Here is a 24,929-nt window from a genome sequence, read left to right as displayed (position 1 = left end):
AAGCTATTTATTTTTGAAAAAGTTTTTTAATGCTATACAATTTTCACAAAATTGCACAGAAAATAATCAAGCCCGCTTTGCGGGCTTAATCTCTTCCCTGTACACACCTATTTTTCATTTCCATGTGGCAGACGGACTCTTAAAAGCTTGCGTTTCAGCATTTTTTTATCAAACGGAATCAGCGGATAAATATAGCTGCATCCTGTCATGGTACGGTTAAAAGCTATCGTTGCCGCTATTAAAAGGATTCCCGCAATATATCCTGCCAGGTTGAATGCCGCCGTCAGACACAGCAGAATAATCCGCATAAATTTCATTGCATATCCCATTTCAAAGCTTGCCTGCGAATACGTGCCTACCGAAACCACTGCCATATACAGCATGGATTCTGCATTAAACCACCCGGAGCTGACTGCATACTCACCTACCACAATACCGGCAACAACGCTGAGCGGTGTTGAAAGCAGGGTCGGCGTATTAACAGCTGCCAGCTTTAATCCGTCAATGGAGAGTTCCAGCAGTAACAGCTGGAAAAACACCGGTACGGTAATCTCATCAGACACTGTAATAAACATCATCCACTCCGGCAGCCACTGCGGATTGTCAATCAGTAACAGCCATGTCGGGGTCAGAAGCATTGTAACCAGTGTCAGCAGAAATCTTGAAATTCTTAAATACGTCCCGATGACCGGTGCAAAATTATAATCGTCTGCCTCTTCAATAATGTCAAAAATCGAAGTCGGCACAATCATGACCGCCGGTGAATTGTCTACCATAATCACAATATTTCCATCCAAAACCGCAGCAGCGGCGGTGTCCGGACGTTCTGAATATTTAAATTTCGGAAACGGATTAATCCATTTATGCTCATATAAACACTCTGCAAGACTTTCTATATTCATTGTCAACGCTTCTACACGTATTGCCTGAATTCGCCTTTTTATGCTGTCTAACAGCTTTTTGTCGACTTTATCCTCCATATAGCAGACAGCAACGTCGGAACGCGAGCGTGTGCCTACCCCCATCAGCTCCAGACTTAATTGGGGATCGCGGATTCTTCTGCGCAGAAGTGCCGCGTTTAAAACAAGTGTTTCCACAAAACCGTCCCTTGAACCACGAAGTACTTTATCCTTCCACGGCTCTGTCACACTACGCATCGGATACGTCCGGCAGTCTAAGGACAGGCACTCTGAAAAGCCGTCAATAAAGCAGACTGTTACTCCCGAAAAAAATGCCGTCAGTGCATCACTCTGCTTAGTAATTTTATTGACTTCTGTATAGGGCATGCCTTTTTCAAGAAAGGAATCCACATCCGATAAATCTTCCGGTTTGAGTGAATAAAAAAACTGCATCAGTTTTTCTATCATATCTTCCTGCACAAATCCATCTATAAAAAAGAATCCTGCCTTTTTTCCACCGATTATAATTTCTCTCGTTAAAATATCAAAATTCTCCTCAATGCGGATTTGTTTTTTCATACTGCGGATATTTTCATCCGCACTGGTTGAAAATTCTGTCCTGATATTATCTGTATTTATTGTCTGCATCGAAATAAATCCTCATTTCATTTCTGCGCTGGTTGCGCTTTTTATCCATAGGATATCCGCCGTCCGTGACTTCATACATCTTTTGAAAAAAAATAACAGAAATCCTATCCGCACGCGGTATATGATTTCTGTTATTTTTATCTTTTTTTAAATTATTGTTTTAAAGTCGCTCTTAATACTCTTAAAGTTCTTCATCGGACTTTTTCTTTCGCTTACTGCCTGCAAATCCTGCCAGCATTGCTGAAACTGCCGCACCGAAAAGATACCATACGGAATGTGTTTTATCTGCTGTCTGCACACTTTCCTGCTGATTTTCTGCTGCATTTTCGGACGGATTATCATTACCATTCTGACTGCCGTCAGCTTCTCCCGTACCGCCCGGCTGGTTATTGTCCGGCTCTGAAGGCGTCGGAGTCGGTGTTGGCTCTGGCGTTGGTGTTGGCTCTGGGGTCGGTGTTGGTGTCGGTGTTGGTGTCGGTTCCGGCGTTGGCGTTGGGTCTGGCGTTGGCTCTGGGTCTGGTGTTGGCTCCGGCGCCGGGGTTATTGTTTCCAGATTTGCCACAGCTTCTATCAGCCTGTGTGCCAGTACGCTGACTTCTTCCTGTGTTGCCGTTGTCCTGTCAAGTGCCTTTGCCACATTTAATGCGGATTCAACTGTGCTGAAATCCTTGTAATCGGCGCTGTTTAAGCCCTCAGCATTCTGAATTGCCCTATCCAGTTCCGAAAAATCTACCGATACTGCTCCGCTTTCTGTGTAATCTGCGGAGGCTGCCGCATATGCCGCTACTGCATCCCAGCCTTCTGCAAATGCCATACCTTCGCCTGCTTCCCTTGCAAAGACCCCGTTGACTGTCAATGCTTCTCCTTCTGCTTTGGCTAGCTGTCGTCTGTCGGTATTAACCGCAAAGCCCGGTCCGTAGGACTGATATTCATAAAAACGTGCTGCACTGTGGGTATTGCCGCTCATATTATCATAGCCTTTTGTCTTAATATGACTGTCCATAAAGCATTTTACATACGTTACACAGGCATTTGACCGCCACGGTCTGCCCAGTGCCACACTATTTTCTGCCACCGAATCTGATTTTTTAAGCAGTCTGCTGTTTATGAATACATAGCCTGTTGTTTTTTTACTTTCAGTACTTGCCGCCGTTACATAGCCTGCCGCATTGGCGACAATATCGCAGTCGTCAAATACTGCCTGTGCACTGCCGAAAATCCAGTCTACATTTCCCTCAATATAACAATTCTTAAAATACTGGCGTCCGCCGCCGTCTGCCTGTAAGGTATCCTGCCATCCGGTCAGCCGTACATTATTAAAAATAAGCTGATCTGCTCTTGTAAGCATTGCAACTGCCTGCTTGCCTTCAATCGTTTCATTCGGATAATCAAAGGTATTCGCAACCGTCAGATTTTCCATGTATGTATGGTGTGCCGCTGCTTCAATCGAAACCGATGCACTGCCTGAGGTTCCGTATGCTGCCCCCGTTACCGGGTCTGTTTTTCCCGAAGCCGCATCATAACACAGCACGGTCTTTTCGCTATCCTCGCCAATTAAAGTGATATACGGCGATGTAATGCTTAATTTTTCGTAATACGTACCGTTCTTTACAAAAATAACTTTCTGTTCCTGATTGTCTGCCGGCACTGCTGCCAGTGCTTCCGCCACTGTTGTATACACCGGTACAGACTCACTGTCAAGCGTTCTGATACCGGAAGCATCTACAACCATATCGTATGATGAAAGTTTAACAAAGTTAAAATTACGGTATGTCTTTATGCCCTGTGTATTTTCAAAGACAACTTTTACTGCATTTCTTCCGTCCTGTAACGGAATCGTTATATCCACCGCTTCTCCTGCTGCCGTTTCTTTTTCAGACAGCAGCCGATCTCCTGCATACACCGATACTTTTCCGGCTTCATCATAGGCAAACTTTAAAGCAGCTTCATTTCCCGTTACCGTATCATTAGACTTTTCAAGCACCGTCATCTGTGCCGCCTGTGAACCGAACATGTATTCGCCTGTGTGCCCTGCCGTTGCCATAATGGATACCGGCGCTGACGGGTTACTTTCGTTATCCCGTCCGACTGCCGCTACCGTATAAAAATACGGGACTTCATTTTCCGCAGTGGTATCCGTAAATGTCGTGCTTTCTGATGTTCCAATCTCTGTATAGCCTTCTGCACGCTGTGTTGAACGGTAAATTCTGTAGCTGACAGCTTCCGGCACAGCAGACCATGTAACCGTATTTGCTGCATTTCCGGATTCTGCACTAATAGACGGTGCTGTCATCGGCAGTACAAAATGTACAGACGAAGTTTCCATAGAATTGCTTTCCTGTCCGCCGCAGACACCTGTAATTCTGAACTGATAGTCACCTGAATTTTCCGGTACATAGCTGTAAGAAGTTTCAGCGGTGGTATCCAGCTCCTTATAAGTTACGCCGTTATCCTGTGATACCTCTACGCGGTACTTTCCGTCTAACTGCGCACCCTCGCCGCTCCATGATACCGTAATGGAAGAACGGTCCTCTGAAATTACCGGTGTATTTACTCCTGTAACAGCCGGTGCTGTTCCGGCATCTTTATAATAATCCTTCTGATTATATAAAATGTTGCCCTCAGCATCCTTTGCCACCCAGTTGGTAATTTCCACATCGGAGCCAACCAGTGCCAGTCCGTATGATACGGCATCTTCTGCTGTCAGTGTCATATCCTTCCACTTGAATTCCTTTTTATCTGAATACGTCTTATTGCCGTTAGCATCGACAAGCAGCGGCTTACCAAGACTTTCAAATTCGGCAAGATAGCCGTTTTCGGTTCTTGTAAAGGTTACGTTATATTTATTATCTGCTGCCACCTCATACTTTGGTGAACCGTTTCCGGCTTTTCCAGTGCCTTTCATCCAATAGCCCGAAAGTGCATCGGTTCCAACCGATGAATCATAGCCCCTGAATCCCAATGAAGCAAACGCATATTTACCCGAAGTCTGGAATGCACCGACAAAAACACCCGTCCTTTTTGCATTCTGACCCGTAATCGAATAATCCTTAATTTTAAGAGTCATGGACATAGATGCAAATGCATCATTTTCCGGCAGTAAAATGTAACTTGTATTGACTCCTGCATCACCTGTACTCTGTGTAATATATCCGCTTTCTGCAGACTGTTCTGCTTTCATTACAGAACCCGCCCCGGTAACAGTTAGCAAATCTGAACCGGATACCTGCGGCTTATATCCGCTTTCCTCCTGACCTGAATTATCCCTATTCTGGTCATACAGTACATTTCCTGACATATCGGAAAGCACCATATCCGTCACTGTGACGTCCGCACTGTAAACTGCCAGTCCGAACTGTGCCATAATATCCGGTGTCAGCGCAGAATCCGAAGCCTTAAAAGTCTTTTCATTGACAGCCGCGCTGCCTTCCTCCTGAAATGTGGCATAATAGGTATTGTCTGCTTTCTTTTCAATGCTTACCGTATAAACAGCCCCTTCTGTCCATGCCTGCTTCGGACTTCCGTTTCCAGCCTTGCCGGAAGCTTTCAGCCAGTACGGTGATACGGCATTTACATCACCTGTACCTCTGAATCCGATTGAATTATAAAGGTAATCTCCGTCCGGCTGGAAAGCACCGGCATACACGCCGGAATATTTTCCATTGCTAAATGAATTGACCTTTAATTTCAACGTCATTTTTGCCGCTTCTTTCGACTGTGGGAATAAAATGTAGGAAACATTTTTTCCTGCCGTTCCCTTATTTCCAACCATACTTGCAGATTCTGCGGTCTGGCTGATTGTCATACTGCCTGCATCCTGTGTCACGGTTACATCTTCCGTATCGCCGTAGGTCTGCAATGTATAATCAATTTTAACATCTTCTTCTGCCTGTGCTGAAATTGTAAGCTTTACACCGGATGTCAGCCTGTCTGCCTTTACAACAATATCTCCGGTTTTGGCATCATAGGTATAATCCTGCTTTGCAAGAACATTTTCTCCTGCTTTAATTTCAATTGCATCCGGAAGATGATATCCGCTGTCTGCCGTAAGCTGCGTTGTAAAATCTGTACCGACTGCCGCATAATCCGCACCGCTTGTTGTAATGTGTTCAAGGTTATAGTCAACATCTGTAAATTCTTCATGAATCGCAATATTTGAAAACTTTGCCGTGCTTAAATTTTCAAGGCTGTTTGCCGCTTTATTCGCATCTACGGCAAATCCCACATAAATGTCTTGTGCCATTTCAATAGTCTTTGAACCGACCTTTGTCCACGTTACACCGTCATCAGATGCATATCCTGTAAAGGTATCGCCGCGTCTTATCAACTTAAACCATGTTCCGTTAAAGTCTGCACCGCTCTTAAAATGCAAATCCCTTACCAGTGGTATTCCCGCTTTTTCTGCACTTGCAGGCGAATCAATCGTTTCAGAAATATCCGAAATTTTACCGTTTGTTTCAAGTCTGCTTGCAAGATAGGTTGACCATGTGGTTTCATTGCTGATTTTAACCATTGACATACCGAGTGCCGCCGTCTTTGAACCGCTCTCTAAGCTTTCACGGAACATCACACCGGTAAATACATGGTTGTCAACGGTTGTTGCTGAATCCAGTTTTGTAATAATTTCTGCATCACCTTTGACAAGCTGATACGTATACTGAAAATCATCGGTTGTGGCATCTGCATAGGTACTGCCGGATACGCAGCCTTCTGATGCGCCTAATTTTCCGGCACCTTTCACTGTCATCACACCATTTTCCAAACTTGCATTTCCCGCTACACCCGGATTGCCAATATCAGTGCTTGTCCACTCGCCTGTGCCAGCTGTGCTGTTAATATGCAGCTTCGATACAGATGACTGGGTCTGATTGCCATCATTATCATAGGCTCTAGCGGTGATATTGTACGTGCCGTCTGTCAACCCCGTATAATCAAAGGTAAATGGTGCGGTATCTGCTGTTCCGACAAGCTGTATACCATTGTAAAATTCTACCTTTGCAATGCTTCCCCCATTGTTTGCCTTTACATCAGCTGTCACTGTTACTGTCTGTCCTTCATCATACTGTGCATTATCCTGTAAATCAAGGGTAATATCCGGATTTGGTGCCGTATAACCGGACTGCTCTACATTTTCAACAAGTCCGTTAAAATATTCTTCTACGTAGGCATATCCGGTTGCCGAATTGATTTTCTTGGAATCACTTGCATCATTCGGATTTAAGCCATGTGCCGTTTCCCATGTATCCGGAATTCCGTCCATATCTGTATCAAATGAAGCAGCCCGTACAGATTCTTTTGCCGGATAGCCGCCGACCTCATCTTCTGTATTCACATATCTTCCCGAATCTGTCCGCGTTTCGGCTACAACTCTCGCATCAATGGCATCACGGTACGGATAGGTTGCACCCGCCTGCGCAAGCACCGGTTCATAACAGTCCGTAGCACTTGTCACGGTGGCACTGTCAAATCCTTCTGCCGTATACGGTGTTTCTGAAACTACAGTTTTATTGGCTCCTTCTGTCACGCCTGACATTTTTGAACCTTTTGCATTGTCAGCGGTAATTTCAGCATTGCCGTCCATGTAGTTGCCGTTTACATAAAATCCGCCCGGTTTTGTGGCTTCACCCATATCAATGACCTGATACCGAACCTGTTCTCTCGTTCCCTGTCCCGGTTTTAAGAAATTGTTGATAAAATTGGTATACGCATAACCACCACCATAGCAGGTGTTATATCCCCAGTTATAAAGAACATTATTGCTTAACTGCAGTGTTGCCGTACTGCCTCCATCCTTTGTCGGATCGCCCATGCATCCGCCGCCGATTCTTGGATTTCTCGATGTATGATTCGCAATCAGGTTATTCTGAAACAATACATTGTCGCCACCAAAAATACCGCCATATCCGTGACGGCCTTTGGAATGTCCTGAAACAGTCAGACTTTCCGATACGATACACCACTGTACTGTTCCGTCCTGTCCGCGGTAAGTTGAAACTGTTTCATCGGTATTCCAGCTAAACGAACAGTGGTCGATCATAAAAGTCTTATTATCCCTTCCCCAGAGTGCATCCATGGAATCTCCGCCGGTATGTACATTTGCCGCACCCGGACGGAAACGCATATAACGGATAATCAGATTTTCAGAATTGCTGATATTTGTATCCCAGCCGGACAGGGTAATACCATCCCCCGGTGCTGTCTGTCCTGCTACGGTAATATTTTTTCTTTCTTTAAAGGTCAGTGTCTGCTTTAATTCTATCGTACCACCCACATTAAATACAATCATCGTTCCGCCTTTATCTTTGGCAAATTCTTCGATGCCATAACGCAAAGACCCTTCTACCGGTGTTTCACCTTTTCCGTAATCCTCCAGTGTTGTAACGACATACACATCATATCCGCGTCCGCCGGTTGCAAATCTTCCACCGCCTTCTGCGCCTGCAAATGCAAGCAGGGTGTTATTTTCCGCCCCATATGCAAATGTTCCCGCCGGCAGGGATATGCCTGATGTTGCCATCAGTCCTGCCAGTGCAAATGCCGTTGCCCTTTTTACGTGATGTCTGTTCGCCCTTCTCCGCTGTGCGCGGTTTTGTGTCTTCTGATTCATTACTAACCCTCCAAATAAATATTTTCCATGATATCAGGGTCAAAAGGTCTAAACCGAATGAGCTTGCTCATAGGTGGGTGCTTTTCTCCCCAACATCTTCCCATATGTGTATCATAATCTTTCACCCCGGCATTTCAAAGATACAATCCATTTTTGTGCAAAATGTATCTTTTGCAATTATTTTTTGCAAAAGTTTTTTGCAAAATATCTTGTTTTTAGTTTTATTTTTCGTTATGATAGACGTGCAGGGTACAATTTTTCATCGTACAAAATGTACTCTGTGTGAAAACAAGGAAATTGGAGTAGTGTGAAAAAGCCTTAAATCAAAACTTTTTCGCACGGCTATATTGTTTCCGAGCGAAAACAAATAGCCATGATTGCAGATGAGAAATCGCCTGCGCGAATTTCTCATCGCATCTTCGCGACAAAGTCGCTCAGAAATGGAGTAGTATGAATGAGCAGTTATTAATATATGGGATTTTACATGAAGCATTTACACGGACAAGTTATGCACCGGAACCGGAAACCGCAGATTTACTGCACCTCCGCTTTCCGTATCCGTTTTTTTGTATCGCTGCATTTTCACTGTCTGGTACATATAAAGCAGAAACAGATTCTTACCGGCGTACACTGGTTTCCATCATTCCAAAATACACCGCCGGACTGGCAGAATTTCCAACATTCTTCTATCGCACGGAAAATCATGAATTTTTACTGCTTTTTAATTATCCTGAAGAATTTGAGCCAGACATCTATATTAAGCAGTCTTATGAATATTTTAAACAGCGGCACAACTGCACAGTCTTTTGGGGCATCAGCCGTCCCTGTGTCAGCCTGTCCGAATTTATCTTTGCAAAAAAAGAGGCACTGACTGCGCTTTCATTTTCGCTGACGGACAGCCATGACGATATTACCGTGTATTCTGACCAATTGTTTTTTACTGCGGGAAATGCAGATCGCTGTTTCTATCCACAGACTGCCGCGGATTTATTAATAAAGGGCATAAAAACCAACAACATTGATTTGATTCGATTTATCCTGACCGTTCTTGAAGATGAAAATACACGGCTTCGCTCTTTTTCTCCCGGACAGATGATTGCTGGGCAAATGCTTGCCCTTCATAATGCCGTAACTGCCACCTTTTGGAGTCTGAATCCGGTAAAGTACGGTTTTTCAGAACAGCTATTTGCTTTCCAGCAGGAAATTATCAGCTGTCAGGGTGATTTTGAATATTATTTTTCACACCTGCATGACCTGTGTCTTTCGGTCAGCTCTGTACTTGCCGGGCAAAGAGTGAGCAAAAAGAAGGAACTCGTTCAGGAAACTGCCGATTTTATCCTGCAAAACTATGCCGATGCCAACTTAAATCTTTCAGGTACGGCACAGCATTTTCAAGTTTCCGAAGGCTATCTTTCGAGTATTTTTAAGGAATACGCCGGTATCTGTTTTGCGGAATACCTTGAAAAATGCCGCATTGAAAAAAGCTGTGTTTTGCTGTCGGACACTGCCTCGACAATTGAACAGATTGCCGAAGATGTCGGCTATAACAGTGTGTATTCTTACCGCCGTGCCTTTAAGCGGCTGTTTCATATCAGTCCGTCCGCTTACCGGGAACAGAAACTGCCGTAAAAAACAAAAATACCCCGAAACAAAAATACCCCGCAGGGACTGTCAGATTTTATCGCTGACAGTCCCCGCGGGGCTTTTCTTTGCTTTTGAACCGACAATGCCTGTTCCGCTTAATGCCAGTAAGGCAAACAGCCATGTAACAGGGGTACTGTCACCGGTTTGGACAGGCGCACTCTGCGGCTGTTCCGGCTACGCTTCTGCCTGTGCCTGCTGTGCTTCGGATACATCTTCTTTTTTCTGTATCGTCACCTCAACACGGTTGCCATCGGCGTCCACTGCCGTAACCTTTACCGGCTGATTACTGCCCTGTATCGTTTAGATTCCATTATCCGCAGTAAGCTGTTTATCTCCTACAAATACTTTCTATAAATTATCATCTTCCACCGTAAACTTTACATTTTCACAATAACTGCCGCCGTCGCTGATTCCGATAAATACAGGCGGCTGTGTGACTTTCTGCACATAAACCTGTACATTTGCCATAGCTGTGTTTCCGGCTTTATCAGTAATCTTTGCATAAACAACCATTCTGCCGTCCGGCTCTACCGTAAATTCTTTTTTGTATAAATTCCACTTTCCGTTTGGCAGTGCATTTAACTGTTCTACACTCTGCTCACCCTCTGCAACATAGTAGACAATATTTGCAATGCCTGTTCCGGTATCGTGTGCCGTAATCTCTACTTTCTGTGTCTTATTAAAGAACTTTCCGAAAGTTATCTGATTCAGCCACTTGTTCCATGTCATGTCCGATATCGTAATACTGCCTTCCGGGATACCTACCACATAGCCTTCGGCACTGACTGCTTTAACCGTAACAGTCTGATTGCCGGTATTTAAAATTTGTATCTGCTTTCCTGTCGCCTGTCTTTCCTGACCGTAGCCTTCTTCCACAGTACCCAGCCTTTTAAACGGTATTTTTTCTTCATACACCTTTCCTCCTTAAATCCTCACATAGTTCTTTTGTATCATCATATTCTATTTATAGTTCTATTATATCATAATGTTTTTTATCTATATATCTAATTTTGTAACAAAAAATGACCTCCGGTCGTCAGATTTTTGCTTTACTTCTAACGACCGGAGGTCTGCTTCATATATTCACTATATGATTTTTATTCTTTTATTTTACTTCTTTTTTCTTTCTGCCTGCCAGCACAACGAATGCTGTCATTGCCGCAAACATCATCAGTACAAATGGAACTGCACGCATGGTGTCCGCAGTTGCAACACCTGTATCCTCTGTCTGTGCATCAGAAGTTGTTGCTGCAGAACCTTCCGTAGACGGCTGTACCGTTTGTGTCGGCTGTACTGTTGTCGGCTCTGAAACAGTCGGCTGTTCCGGTTCTGACGGTGTGGTCGGCTGTTCATTTACTGTCTGATAAACTACCGCAAACGGACTGAATGAGGAAACTTCAACATAAAGTCCGGTATCTGTCAGCTGCGGCATCAGTGTTTCCAGACCATTTTCTGTCAAATGAAGCACTGCAAATGAGTAACCGCTCTTTCCTGTTCCTGCCGGATATTCCAAAGTAACCCCCATCTTGCCGTTCTTAAATGTTACAGTCTGACCTGCTTCATCTGTCAGATTCATTTCCAGATAAGAAATACTGCTGTTTTTCAAAATTTCCGGCATTTCATTTTCGATTGCCGCTTTCATCTGCTGTGCAGCTGTATCGTATGCCTGTCCTTCTTTTACAATATTCAGGCTCAACTTTGTATTCTTTAATACACTGCCGTCTGCACCCACAAATTCAACTGTTTCAGGAACAGTTACTGTACCGCTTCCGTTGACTGTAACCATTGTCTTTGTTTCTGTCGGTATCGCCGGCTCACTTGGCGCTGTCGGCTCTGCCGGTACGGTCGGCTGCTCCGGTGTTGTCGGCTCACTCGGCGTCGTCGGCTGTTCCGGTGTCGTTGGCTGTTCCGGTGTCGTCGGCTGCTCCGGTGTTGTCGGCTCACTCGGCGTCGTTGGCTGTTCCGGTTTCGTCGGTTCACTCGGTGTCGTCGGCTGTTCCGGTGTCGTCGGTTCACTCGGTGTCGTCGGCTGTTCCGGAATCGTCGGCTCACTCGGGGTTGTCGGCTGCTCTGGCGTTGTCGGCCGCTCCGGTGTTGTTGGCTGCTCCGGTTCACTTGGCTGTTCCGGTTCTGCCGTAACTTCCTTACCGTCTACGATAAGCTTTACATCAGAGAAGGTTACATCGGCATTTCTTGCCACGTACATGCCCACATAGACATAATCGGAATCAATAGATGTCAATTTAAAGTCAAATCCACCGGTAATTGTTTCTTCTTTTCCGAATGTGCAGGCATATCCGTCTGTACTGCTTTCAATTTTAACATCAATCACATCACCTGCTGCAATTTCATTTACACAGATTCCTCCTCGTGTTAAAGCACCACTCTTTCTCGCAAAACAGTTCCATACATTTCCCTGTTTTGATAATTTTAGTGGTCCTGCTGCCACATAATCTCCCATCATATCTTTCGTATTCATATCCAGCCATACAGCATCTCTTACCATCAGTCCAAATGAAGCCTGATCATGTACATCGTAAGATAACACTCTCATTTTAGCTGACAGTGTAAATACACTTTTTGCCGGGACTTTATAATAATACATCGCTATACCGTCAGAAGTATCCGTTATTTTTCCCTTTGTACTCTTAATATGGACTGTGTTATTTTCCAGTCCTTCAAGCACATGCGTTGCCTTTGACGGCTTACCGCCAAGGTCGCCAAATACCGAACCGCTCCAGATACCAATCTGTTTCCAAAGCTGACTGACATCTGTAACCGGAGTATATTCTGCTTCCTTATAATCCGGATTTGGCTGCAATACTTCGCTCTTTAACGGTTTTTGGGCCTCCTTAATGTGTTCTGAAAGTCCCGGAATATTCTGTTCTTTCAATATTCTTGTCATCATGTATGCATTATAACGTGCACCATAAATATTCGTATGCGTATTATCTACGCTGGTATCAGAAGACGAGGTCCATGCATGTAAATTCAATGTTTCATCTGCTCCCAGTTCATCATAAAGATTCTTTGTAAGCGTTGTCATATCCACAACGGTTATATCTAAATCCTCACCCATTTTACGAATTGCCTCGGCATAATTTCCTCCTTCAAATTTACCTGAATCCGATGTGATATGCAGATTTGAATCTTCCCATATTCCTGTTGCTGTTCTTCTGACAATCGGTGTACAAAGAACAACTGTAACGCCTTTTTCCTGCGCCGGTTTTACATAATTTACATACAGCGAATTGGCAAATGAACCTTCTGTCAAATAATTGCCATTTGGATTCGTATACCGTCCTTCATCCGCTTTTTCATCATTATGTCCAAAGCCAACAAACAGGTAATCTCCTGCTTTCATTCCCTGCATTAATGTCTGATACTGTTCTTCCTGCACATAGCTTTTTGAGCTTCTTCCTGACAATGCAAGATTTTTCACTGTGAGACTGCTATCAAAATAATGTTCTAACTGTGTTCCCCATCCATACCTTGGATAATAATAGGTGTCATTAAAACTGCATACCGTTGAATCTCCTACGGTCCATACCGTTGCCGCATTGAATGATGGAACATCCGGCTGTTCAGGTTTTGACGGCTGCTCCGGTTTCGTTGGCTGTTTTGGCACCTGTGCCGATACAAAGCTCTTACTGTCACCTGTTGTTCCACTGATTGTTTCCGGCTTTATAACCAGTTTGATAGAACATCCTGTATCCTCCTGCGTAATTGTATAGCTTTTATCCGCATAAGAAGGTACTGCCTTTACCAGTGTTTCTTCTCCTGATGGTGTTATACGATACCATTCCAATACAGATGCATCTGCTTTTTCATTACCACTTAACGTATACAATGCCTTTAAAACAGAACCCGTTTTAAGCTCGCCTTCGATGGCAATATCTTTCACTGTCACTGCCGTGTCTGTTTCCTGTACAAAATAAAACGGCTGCCAGCCCTTAAATGTCTGCACAATATCTGCATATGGATTTTCATTCTTTACTGTGCCTGCCGTTCTAGCTGAAACATCTGCCGCACCGCTTCCTAAAACCGTCGTATTGTATTCCTGATAATTTGCATCTTCCGGTCTGGCACCACTCATTGAATTCCAGCCTACCGCTGTTACTGTATCCTTTGTCTGAAGCTTTGTATTTAAAAATGCAACCGTTGCACTGCTTCTCCATGGTCTTCCAAAATATCCTGCCGCTACATCCCATGCATCATTGGCTGACACATAACAATTTCTGAAAATGTAACCGGTCGTACTTCCATCTGCCGCAGCCGTAATATAAGCGCCCTTTTGTGTATTGCTGTATCCATAATAACTCAGTTCACAGGCATCAAATAAAACATCACCGCCGCCAAAGATATAATCGGTATTGCCATCTATGAAACAGTTCTTGAAATATGCCTGAATATTATTACCTGTATACAGTGTATCCTGACTACTAACAATTCTACACTCATAAAACTCCGACTGTGAACCTTCAACTGCAAGCGCACTTGCACGTTCTGTAGCCTCACCGCTTGCCGCATCAGAATCTTTGGTTCTTTCAAAATTCTTAATATCCGGTCCACCCGGTGTCACACCGTCTGCCAATTCTTCATCTGTAATGTATTTATTAAATGACGATTCAAATGTAATATTCTGTGCGCGAAATGCTGTTGCCGTATTTTTTATATAAACAGCCGCACCCCATTTTTGTGCAGTATTTTTTTCAAATTTGTCATACGCTGCTGCTTCTGAATAATACCCGTCAGCACCAATACTGTAGTATTCGTATCCAATACCATAATACCACGTTAACAGCACTTCTTTTTCCGGTTCATCATTAATAAATGTTACATATGGTGTATCTACAAGAACCTGCTCACGATACACCCCCGGCGCGATATGAACAGTAATACGCTCAGATTCATTAGAAGGATTCATCGCTTTACATGCTTTTACTGCTTCCCGCACTGTCTGATAATTATGCTCTTTCTGGTCATATCCGACATAAATATCCGGTACCCATTCAAGTTTTTCTTTTTTTGTCGTTAAAAATAGCAAATCTCTTGCGACTGCCTGATTTTCAACGACAATATGTGAAACAGTCTGATAGTCCCCTGCCTCTGCTTTTACTTCATATGTACCGTTACGCAGTTTAAGCTGATAACTATTTGCAGAAATCGCTGCATCATATATATACCGGTCTTCCATATTCACAAACTGTAACGCTGTCACTGTATCCGGCACATCCAAACCTGTAAATGCACCTGACACTGTGTAAGTTTCTTTTTTTACGACATGAATATTCTCTTGTGCTGATTGTGTCAGACGGATTTGCGCTGTTCCGTCCGGCTCATAATCGTTAACGCCGTTTAATGTAATCGTATATGTTACATCCGGTTCAATACTTACACTGTAAGCTCCCTGTTCATCCGGTATAAAAACAACATCTTCTTTTTCTGAATTTTGAGGTGCTTTTAAAATAACCCTTAATGCACTGGTATCATAATCTGTATCAAAGCCTGATATGTTTCCTTTTAATTCACACACATTTTTACTTTCCACAAAAAGATTCTGCTGTTTTCCGTTTATTACATCTGTATCCTGCACTGTAATATTTTTACACGCATCTGTGAAACCAAATCCCACATTTTCTGTAAGAACTGCCGTATATGTATATCCCGGTGTCAGGGAAACTTTATACATTCCATTTTTAACCTTTGCCTGCACTTCTTCCAGTGTTTCCGTATTTATAAATTTTACGCCATATTCTACAATATCCGTACCTGCTATATCTACAGTTCCTGTTACCTCAACCGGAGGAATCTGTAAAATTCTGTGGTATACCGGTTTTACATTTGTCGTACTTCCAACATAAATCTGATACTGTCCACTGTACTGTGCAATAAATTCATACCGTTTACAGGCTGCATTTCCAATATCTGCTGTATCGTCCTGTGTTCCCTGTGTCCCTTTATAAAGGAAATGAACTTTGTCGGTTTCTTTTGTATAAGACCCCATATATGCCACAATTTTATCTCCGGCACATACATCATTTAATGTAACACAGCGTCTTGTATTTCCACCTTTTCCATTGCATTTCCATACACCATCAGAACAATATCCGTCCTCGTATGAAAATGTCGTATAATTCACACCGCCTGTGACAAATTTCAACGCATTGACACCGCCCTGTATGCTGTCTCCATTTTCGTATTTTACTGCAAGTGTACCAAAATTCACTATCTTATCTGTATTAACCGTCCCATCCAGTGTACCATTTTCACCTATAAGACCATTGGCATCCCATGCTGCCTGTGTGATATTGTTATGATATATTTGTGTATCCTCTTCCTGCTTTGCTCCAAAATCCCACACTTCAATCTGTCTTGTAACTTCCGGTCTCTGAAGTTCGGATGGAGTCACAAGAATATACGGAATATATGTATTTGCTGTCAGCGTAACTGTTCCGGCATTTCCCGTATACTCAAAAACAATTCGATCCGAACCGTCGGTCTGGGATTCACTATAACAATTCTGTGTCTTTGAAGACTGAACCGTCTGGTCAAGTGTTCCGGATTCAGTATTAAGTTTAATATCACCACCCCACCGGCAGCCTCCAATCATAATGCTGCAGTCTCCCGGTACCTGAATCGTAAATTCCGTTTTCCCCTGCATTCCATGTGTTGAATCCTTATACCGTCCGGGTGTCCGAACCTCCATCAATCCTATAACACCTGTATTCAAAGCAGGTTCTGACGCACTGCTGTCTAAATTGTAAAGCACACTATCTTTTATCCTGAAATCATAATAATAGCTGGTATTCACTGCCATCTGTGCTGCTGTCATTCCATCAGCCACCATTATAGACTGTGGTATATAATCATCTGCAAGCGGTGTAATCAGAATTTCCGGTATATACGATCCCGGTGAACTCACGGTAACTGTTCCCGCATCTCCCACATAACAAAAGCTTACTCTGTCCTGACCACTTGTATCAGCCGGATTATAACATTTTGCTGTTTTTGCTGCTTTAGACACAGCATCCAATGCTCCCGTTGTTGTTTTTAATACAAACTGGTCATTCTGTCCTGTAAACTGACATCCTCCAATTGTAATCATACAATTTCCAGCGACCTTAAACGTCATCTGTGCCTGTCCGTTCATGCCATGATCTGTACTATGGAATTTTCCCGCCTTCTCCACGGTCATCAATCCAAATGTGCCACATTTCATTTCCGGATTAGCACTTTCTTTTGATGTATCATAGATTTCACTGTCTTTGTTTTGAAAATTAAATGCATATGCAGTTCCTTTTACTGGTTCTGTTACCAGAAATCCGTCTGCGTATGTATATTCTTCAGAATCCGCAGCAAAAATGGCATAATCGCCTGTAAATACTGATGTTATCATCATCAGAAGCGTTAATGCCATGCTGATCCATCTTTTGGTTGTTTTTCGCAACTTCATTTGTAATACCTCCTATTCTTTATTTTAAATTTATACTGCGGATTATAATTGCATCGCATTCATTTTGCAATATATTTTATAAAACTATTTTTCTTTTCTCTGTTTTAAACGTTTTTTTGCTCATTTGATTGTTAATATTTCACAATTCTTTTGTAAATTTTAATATTTTTTTATTACTTTTGTTGTTCCGCTTGTACAAAAAAATTATATCCATTTTAATAAAATAAATTTTTCCACCTGTATATCTAATTTTGCAACAAAAATATTAATTCTATATATATGCCCTATCATTTAAATAGGTTTATTTTTAAAATCAAAAGCACCCGGAGAAAATCGTTTTACCGACTCTCTCCGGGTGCTTCTATTTTAGATTCTGTCTGTTAAGACGAATCTTTTTTACTTATAAAGTTCTACTAACTTCAGTAAGTGCTGGTAACGTGCATTTGCAGTCTTTTCAGATTCAGCAAAGAGTTTTTCAGCTCTTTCTGGGAATGGCTTAATCAGTCTTGTGTAACGAGCTTCGTTATTTAAGAATTCCTGATATGAACCATCACCTTCCTTAGAAGTTAATGTGAATGGATTCTTTCCTTCAGCCTTTAATGCAGGGTTGAATGAGAACAGATTCCAGTATCCGGCCTTAACAGCCTTCTTCATTTCATCCTGGCAGTGGTTCATACCACCCTTAGCGATACCGTGAAGTTCGCAAGGAGCGTAACCAATGATTAATGAAGGACCGTTGTAGCTTTCAGCTTCAGCAATTGCCTTAACAGCCTGTGCAGGATTAGCACCAAGAGCAATCTGTGCTACGTATACGTAACCATAGCTCATAGCGATTTCTGCAAGACTCTTCTTGCTGATTTCCTTACCTGCTGCTGCGAACTGGCAGACTTCACCGATGTTAGAAGCCTTTGAAGCCTGTCCACCTGTATTAGAATACATTTCTGTATCGAATACCATAACGTTTACATTCTCACCTGATGCAAGTACATGGTCAAGACCGCCGAAACCGATATCGTAAGCCCAACCATCACCACCGAAGATCCATACAGACTTCTTAGCGAGGTAATCTTTCTTTGCAAGAACTTCCGATGCAAGAGGACAACCTTCTTTTGCTGCCTTTTCTACTTCCGGAATCAGTGCTGCAACATCTGCTGCATTCTTCTTTGTATCATCCTTAGATGCAAGGAAGTTTGCTACAGCTGTCTTTAATTCAGCAGATGCCTTTTCAGAAGCTGCCATTTCTTCAAGTTTAGCAATAGCCTGATCTCTTAAAGTCTTCTGTCCAAGATACATACCGAAACCGTGTTCTGCATTATCTTCAAACAGTGAGTTTGCCCAAGCCGGACCCTTTAAGGAATCTTTATTTACTGTATATGGTGATGTAGCTGCCGGACCACCCCAGATTGAAGAACAACCTGTAGCGTTGGAAATGTACATCTGCTCACCAAATAACTGTGTAATTAATCTTGCGTAAGATGTTTCTGCACAGCCTGCACAGCTTCCTGAGAACTCAAGGAGTGGCTGGTTGTACTGAGAGCCGATAGGAGTAGCATCTGTAAATACAGGCTTAATCTCCTTCTTGCCAACATTTGCTACTAAGTAGTCAAATACCGGCTGTTCTTCTGCCTGTGATTCCTGTGGAACCATCTTTAATGCGCCCTTAGCGGCTGCCGGACATACAGTTACACATTCGCCGCATCCCATACAGTCTAATGGAGATACAGACATTGTAAACTTCATGCCTTCAGCTACTGCATGCTTAGAATCAGCAAGCTTAATCTGTGAAGGTGCTGCACTTACTTCACCTGCATCCAGAATAAACGGACGGATTGTTGCATGAGAACATACGAATGCACAGCTGTTACACTGAACACAGCTTGTAGGATCCCATTCAGGAACCATAACGGCTGTTCCTCTCTTTTCGTATGCAGATGCACCTGTTTCAAACTGACCATCAGCAATATCCTTAAATGCAGATACAGGAAGGCTGTCACCATCCATTAATCCGATAGGATCTAACAGTTCGTTGACCATCTTTACAGTAGCCGGACGACCTGTACGGTTGATTGTCTTCTTTTCTTCTGTTGCATTTGCCCAGTCAGCAGGTACTTCTACCTTATGTACAGCATCTACACCGGCATCAATTGCCTTGTAGTTCATTTCTACAACAGCGTCACCCTTCTTGCTGTATGACTTCTTAGCTGCTGCTTTCATGAATTCAACTGCCTGATCGATAGGCATTACGTTTGCAAGCTTAAAGAATGCAGACTGTAAAATTGTATTTGTTCTCTTACCCATACCAATTTCAATTGCTTTGTCAATTGCATTGATTGTGTAGAGCTGGATATTGTTCTTCGCAATATACTGCTTTGCTTCTGCATTCAGATGTTCAGCGAGTTCTTCGTCTGACCACTGGCAGTTAATCATAAAGATTCCGCCCGGCTTAACATCCTGAACCATCTTGTATCCCTTTGTGATGTAAGATGGGTTATGACATGCAACAAAGTCAGCCTGATTGATATAGTATGGACTTCTGATTGGGTTATCACCAAATCTTAAGTGGCTGATTGTAATACCGCCAGTCTTCTTAGAGTCATACTGGAAATATGCCTGAATGTACTTATCTGTATGGTCACCGATAATCTTTGTAGAGTTCTTATTCGCACCTACAGTACCATCACCGCCAAGACCCCAGAATTTACATTCAACAGTACCCTTAGCAGATGTAATAGGAGCCGGCTTAACTTCCGGTAAGCTTAAGTTTGTTACATCATCTACGATACCGATTGTAAATCTTGCCTTTGGAGCATCTTTTTCAAGTTCTTTGTATACAGCGAATACTGATGAAGGTGGTGTATCCTTAGAACCAAGACCGTAACGGCCGCCTGTTAAGATAACATCATTCATACCGGCTTCACGAAGTGTTGCTGCTACATCAAGATAAAGAGGTTCACCTAATGAACCAGGTTCCTTTGTTCTGTCGAGTACCGCAATCTTCTTAGCAGTCTTAGGAAGAACCTTTAAGAGGGAAGCTGATACCCATGGACGATACAGTCTTACTTTTACAAGACCTACTTTTTCGCCCTTTGCTGTTAAGTAGTCAATTACTTCTTCAGCTACATCGTTGATAGAACCCATTGCAATGATGACTCTGTCTGCATCCGGTGCACCATAGTAGTTGAATAAATCATAATCTGTACCTAACTTTTCGTTAATCTTCTTCATGTACTTCTCAACAACTGCTGGAAGTGCATCATATGCTGAGTTACATGCTTCACGATGCTGGAAGAAAACATCACCGTTTTCATGTGAACCACGCATAGCCGGATGTTCCGGATTCAAGGCATGTGCACGGAATTCTTCTACTGCTTCCATATTGCACATTTCCTTTAAGTCTTCATAGTCCCACTTTTCAATCTTCTGAATCTCATGAGATGTACGGAAACCGTCGAAGAAGTTAATGAATGGAACTTTGCCTTCGATTGTTGCAAGGTGTGCAACCGGGCTTAAATCCATAACTTCCTGAGGGTTTGTTTCAGCAAGCATTGCGAAACCAGTCTGACGACAGGCGTAAACGTCACTATGGTCACCGAAGATATTCAGGGACTGTGTAGCAACTGTACGTGCTGATACATCAAATACACAAGGAAGCTGTTCACCGGCAATCTTGTACATATTTGGAATCATCAGAAGAAGACCCTGTGATGCAGTAAATGTTGTTGTTAATGCACCTGCTGCAAGTGAACCGTGTACTGTACCTGCGGCACCTGCCTCTGACTGCATTTCTACCACCTTTACTGTATTACCAAAAATGTTTTTCTGTCCTGCTGCTGACCACTGGTCAACAACATCTGCCATTGGACTAGAAGGTGTGATAGGATAGATACCTGCAACTTCTGTAAACGCATAAGCAACGTGTGCAGCAGCTGTATTACCATCCATAGATTGTTTTGCTCTAGCCATTTCTTTGTAATCCTCCTTAAAAATATTGTGGAATTGTATCATTCCGATTATCTATATTTTAGTATTTCTTCGACAAAATGTAAAGGCATTCTTCTAAATTATCTATTAAAATACATAATTTCTTTGTAATGCCTTTACAATTTTTGTTTATTTTCACTATCGTTTGTGTATACAATATACTGTATCAGCTTCTTTTTATAACCTTTTCTGCCAGTTTTTCCAATGCCTGTCCATCTGCCTTTTTCATGACTGACCGGATTGTTACCATATCCTCACAAATAGTTATATTCTTCATATTCTCCAGATATGACTTCATCAGCCTGCCGGATACCGGACCCCACGAACCATTTTCAATCACTGCCGCATAGCGGTTCTGGAAATTCTTCATTTTTAAATGATACAAAAAATCCTCCATGCATGGCATTAATCCACCATCATACGTAATGCCCGCAAGCACCAGCGCATCATAACGGAAGCTGTCCGCAACCGCTTGGGCCATATCTGCTCTTGCAAGGTCAAAAACAGCAACATTTTCTTCACCCTGCCCCTTCAATATAGAAGCAAAATGTTCAGCCACATATTTTGTATTGCCGTGAATTGATGAATATGCCACCACGACGCCCTTTTCTTCCGGCTGATAACTGCTCCATTTTGCGTATTTATCCAAAAAGTATTCCAGACCACCGGTAAGCACCGGTCCGTGCAGCGGTGCAATTTTTTCAATATCAAGTACCGCTGCTTTCTTTAAAAGGCCCTGGACATTAGCACCGTACTTGCCGACAATATTAATAAAATACCTTCGTGCTTCCCCTGTCCACTCATGCTCCAGTACGTCCTGTGCTTTTCCTGCGGCATCATAAGTGCAGCTCTGTGACAATGCACCGAATCTGCCAAATCCGTCCGCTGAAAATAAAATCTTATCGGCTTCATCATATTCGACCATGACTTCCGGCCAGTGTACCATTGGTGCCATCACAAAATGCAGCGTATGTCTGCCAAGCTTTAACGTATCGCCTTCCTTGACTTCTAATATAGAAAGTTCTTCCGTATCCAGTTCAAAAAACTGTGGCAGCATGGCTACTGTTTTTGCATTTGCCACAACAACCGTTTCCGGATACTTTACCAGAAATTTCCGGATATTTCCGGCATGGTCCGGCTCTAAATGCGAAACAACCAGATAATCCGGCGCTTTTCCACCAAATGCTTCTTCCAGATTATCAAACCACGCATCTGTCGCCCGGTTATCCACCGTATCCATTACTGCAATTTTGCTGTCCTTAATCACATAGGAATTGTATGTCACCCCGTCCGGTATCCGGTACTGGCTCTCAAACAAATCCAATGTCGTATCGTTTACACCTACATAAAAAACATCTTCTGAAATCTTCCAAACTGCCATGCCAATCCTCCTTGTTTTTGCTTTTTTACTTTTTTTGTCATTATAAATCTTTTTTGTGTTAAAAACAAGAACGTTTCCTATTTTTATTAAATTTAAAAGAAAAACTTTACAGATATTTTATACATGAAGCCGTCATCTGATTCAAAAAACACCGCAGAAAAGTTTATCCTCTTCTGCGGTGTCACTCAATTTATTCTTTATATTATAGTAGTTTTACAACTTAGTCATCTGCGCCCTGTAAAGCATCGTAGCCTGTTTCTCCGGTACGAACCTTTACGACATCTTCCACATCGTATACGAAAATCTTACCGTCACCGATATGTCCGGTGTAGAGTGCCTTCCTTGCTGCATCAATAACATCTGCAACAGGAACTTTTGAAACAACCATTTCGACCTGAATCTTAGGAAGAAGCTGCATATCAACTTCAACACCTCTGTAGTATTCCGGTGCGCCTTTCTGTGTACCACAGCCGAGTACCTGTGTCACTGTCATACCTGTTACGCCGATGTCGTTCATTGCCTTCTTTAACTTTTCAAACTTAGACTGCTTTGCAAGGATTTCAACCTTTGTAATCTTATTTTCCTTTTCAGGAGAAGTCTTTACAACTGCCGGTACGGCATTTTCCATCTTTTCAGAACCGAAAACTTCGATTTCATCATCAGATGCGATTGTTAAATCATTTGCTGCAAATTCAAATCCTGAGTAAGCACTTGCAAGACCATGTTCTGCGTAATCCAGACCCTTGATTTCAATATCTGCCGGTACTCTTAAACCGATTGTGTGCTTTAATACTTCAAATACGATAATCATTGTTACGCCAACCCATGCGCAGACTGTAACAACACCTAAAAGCTGGATACCGAGCTGCTTAAATCCGCCGCCGTAGAAAAGACCTGCTCCAACACCGTTCTGACCTGTTGAGAAAAGTCCGACACAGATCGTTCCGAGTAAACCATTTGCAAAATGAACACCGACTGCACCAACCGGGTCATCAACCTTACATACTTTATCAATAAATTCGATTACCAATACAACTGCGATACCTGCGATGATACCTTCAATGGCTGCACCGTACATATCAATACAGTCTGTACTTGCTGTTACGATAACAAGACCTGCTAATGTACCGTTTAATGACATGGATACATCCGGCTTCTTATAACGGATCCATGTAAATAACATTGTTGTTACGGTTGCTACGGCTGCTGCCATATTTGTTGTAGAGAATACTGAACCTGCAAGCGCACCCATTGTCATTTCTGAACCATCGGCTGCATTTGTCAAACCTTCCATTGCTACGGTTGAACCACCGTTAAATCCAAACCAGCAGAACCACAGGATAAACACACCAAGTGCTGCCATTGTCAGATTGTGTCCAAGAATTGCTCTTGGCTTTCCGTTCTTATCGTACTTACCGATACGAGGTCCTAATACTGCGGCACCAATCAGAGCTGCCATACCGCCTACCATATGTACTGCACAGGAACCTGCGAAATCGTGGAAGCCTAATTCTGATAACCAGCCGCCGCCCCATATCCAGTGACCGGATACCGGATAAACAATCAGTGAAATAATTGCACTGTAAATGCAGTATGCTTTGAAATCTGTTCTTTCTGCCATTGCTCCGGATACGATTGTTGCTGCTGTTGCACAGAACACTGTCTGGAAAATGAAGAATGCGTAAAATGGAACACCGTCCGGTGTTACTGCTGAGTAATCACCTCGTGTAAATAAATCAATTCCACCAAATATTGCGCTGGATGATCCAAACATAATACCAAAACCGATAATCCAGAAAATCGGAGTACCGATACAAAAGTCCATTAAGTTCTTCATAATAATGTTACCGGCATTTTTTGCTCTTGTAAGACCGGATTCAAGTATGCAGAAACCTGCCTGCATAAAGAATACCAGTGCGGCGCCTACCAGCACCCATACTGTATTAACTGCTGAAAAGTCCATAACCATTTCCTCCCTTAATTCCATCTTCTTTGTCATGTCTTCTGGTCAGGTGGATCCGAGCCTGTCCGGATTATTGAAGCTGCAATCCTTTTTCCGTACCGAAAATTTCTGTTTTTTGAAATTTTACCCATATACGAAAAAAAGACGTGTAACCGATTATTTCTAATCTGTTACACGCCTTTGTGCATCGCTGTTCAATTTATGTTGCTTATTATACCGCCTTTATTTTATAATTATTGAAAAAATCGGACATTTTCTCTTGATTTTTTTAATTTTTGTTTTATTATTTTTTTATACACCACCTATTTTTAAGTTTTTGCGGATATTTACTTGCTTTCCGTACTGCAGGA

At 42.7% G+C, this 24,929-nt stretch carries 9 protein-coding genes; 2 read left to right on the top strand and 7 right to left on the bottom strand.

Features of this window, described 5'->3' with window-relative positions:
* Positions 1-107: 107 nt before the first annotated feature.
* Positions 108-1,547 carry a spore germination protein gene (locus WMO37_RS02725; RefSeq protein ID WP_022433425.1) on the bottom strand — a complete coding sequence of 480 codons (1,440 nt, stop codon included), beginning with the start codon at positions 1,545-1,547 and terminating at the stop codon, positions 108-110.
* 181 nt (positions 1,548-1,728) lie between these two features.
* Positions 1,729-8,154 (bottom strand): pectinesterase family protein, encoded by a 6,426-nt coding sequence (locus WMO37_RS02720; RefSeq protein WP_349154266.1) that lies wholly within the window; start codon positions 8,152-8,154, stop codon positions 1,729-1,731.
* A 450-nt stretch (positions 8,155-8,604) separates the two neighbouring features.
* On the opposite strand from WMO37_RS02720, the gene WMO37_RS02715 reads away from it, so the two are divergent.
* Both WMO37_RS02715 and WMO37_RS02710 read left to right on the top strand, forming a co-directional pair.
* Complete coding sequence (locus WMO37_RS02715) at positions 8,605-9,783, top strand: helix-turn-helix transcriptional regulator (RefSeq protein WP_022433427.1); 1,179 nt, start codon at positions 8,605-8,607, stop codon at positions 9,781-9,783.
* A gap of 97 nt (positions 9,784-9,880) precedes the next feature.
* Positions 9,881-10,081 carry a hypothetical protein gene (locus tag WMO37_RS02710; protein ID WP_349154265.1) on the top strand — a complete coding sequence of 67 codons (201 nt, stop codon included), beginning with the start codon at positions 9,881-9,883 and terminating at the stop codon, positions 10,079-10,081.
* 65 nt (positions 10,082-10,146) lie between these two features.
* Here the strand turns inward: WMO37_RS02710 and WMO37_RS02705 are convergent, their stop codons facing one another.
* From WMO37_RS02705 to WMO37_RS02685, 5 genes are all read right to left on the bottom strand, one after another.
* Positions 10,147-10,713: a hypothetical protein gene (locus WMO37_RS02705; protein WP_349154264.1), complete on the bottom strand. Its 567-nt coding sequence runs from the start codon at positions 10,711-10,713 to the stop codon at positions 10,147-10,149.
* Between the two features lie 190 nt (positions 10,714-10,903).
* Entirely contained in the window at positions 10,904-17,254 is a 6,351-nt protein-coding gene (locus WMO37_RS02700) for a pectinesterase family protein (RefSeq protein WP_349154263.1), read from the bottom strand.
* A 396-nt stretch (positions 17,255-17,650) separates the two neighbouring features.
* The gene (nifJ, locus tag WMO37_RS02695) at positions 17,651-21,217 is read right to left on the bottom strand and encodes a pyruvate:ferredoxin (flavodoxin) oxidoreductase (RefSeq protein ID WP_022433431.1); all 3,567 of its coding nucleotides are present in this window, start codon (positions 21,215-21,217) and stop codon (positions 17,651-17,653) included.
* A gap of 184 nt (positions 21,218-21,401) precedes the next feature.
* On the bottom strand, positions 21,402-22,616 hold the full coding sequence (locus WMO37_RS02690; protein WP_349154262.1) for an FprA family A-type flavoprotein: 1,215 nt from the start codon (positions 22,614-22,616) through the stop codon (positions 21,402-21,404).
* Positions 22,617-22,836: 220 nt separating this feature from the next.
* Positions 22,837-24,579 carry an ammonium transporter gene (locus WMO37_RS02685; RefSeq protein WP_349154261.1) on the bottom strand — a complete coding sequence of 581 codons (1,743 nt, stop codon included), beginning with the start codon at positions 24,577-24,579 and terminating at the stop codon, positions 22,837-22,839.
* Between the last annotated feature and the right edge of the window lie 350 nt (positions 24,580-24,929).

Source organism: Lachnospira intestinalis, assembly GCF_040095895.1.
GTDB classification, from domain to species: Bacteria; Bacillota; Clostridia; order Lachnospirales; family Lachnospiraceae; genus Lachnospira; species Lachnospira intestinalis.
Note: the sequence above shows the minus strand (reverse complement) of the source record. Positions and strands in the feature narration are given on the sequence as shown.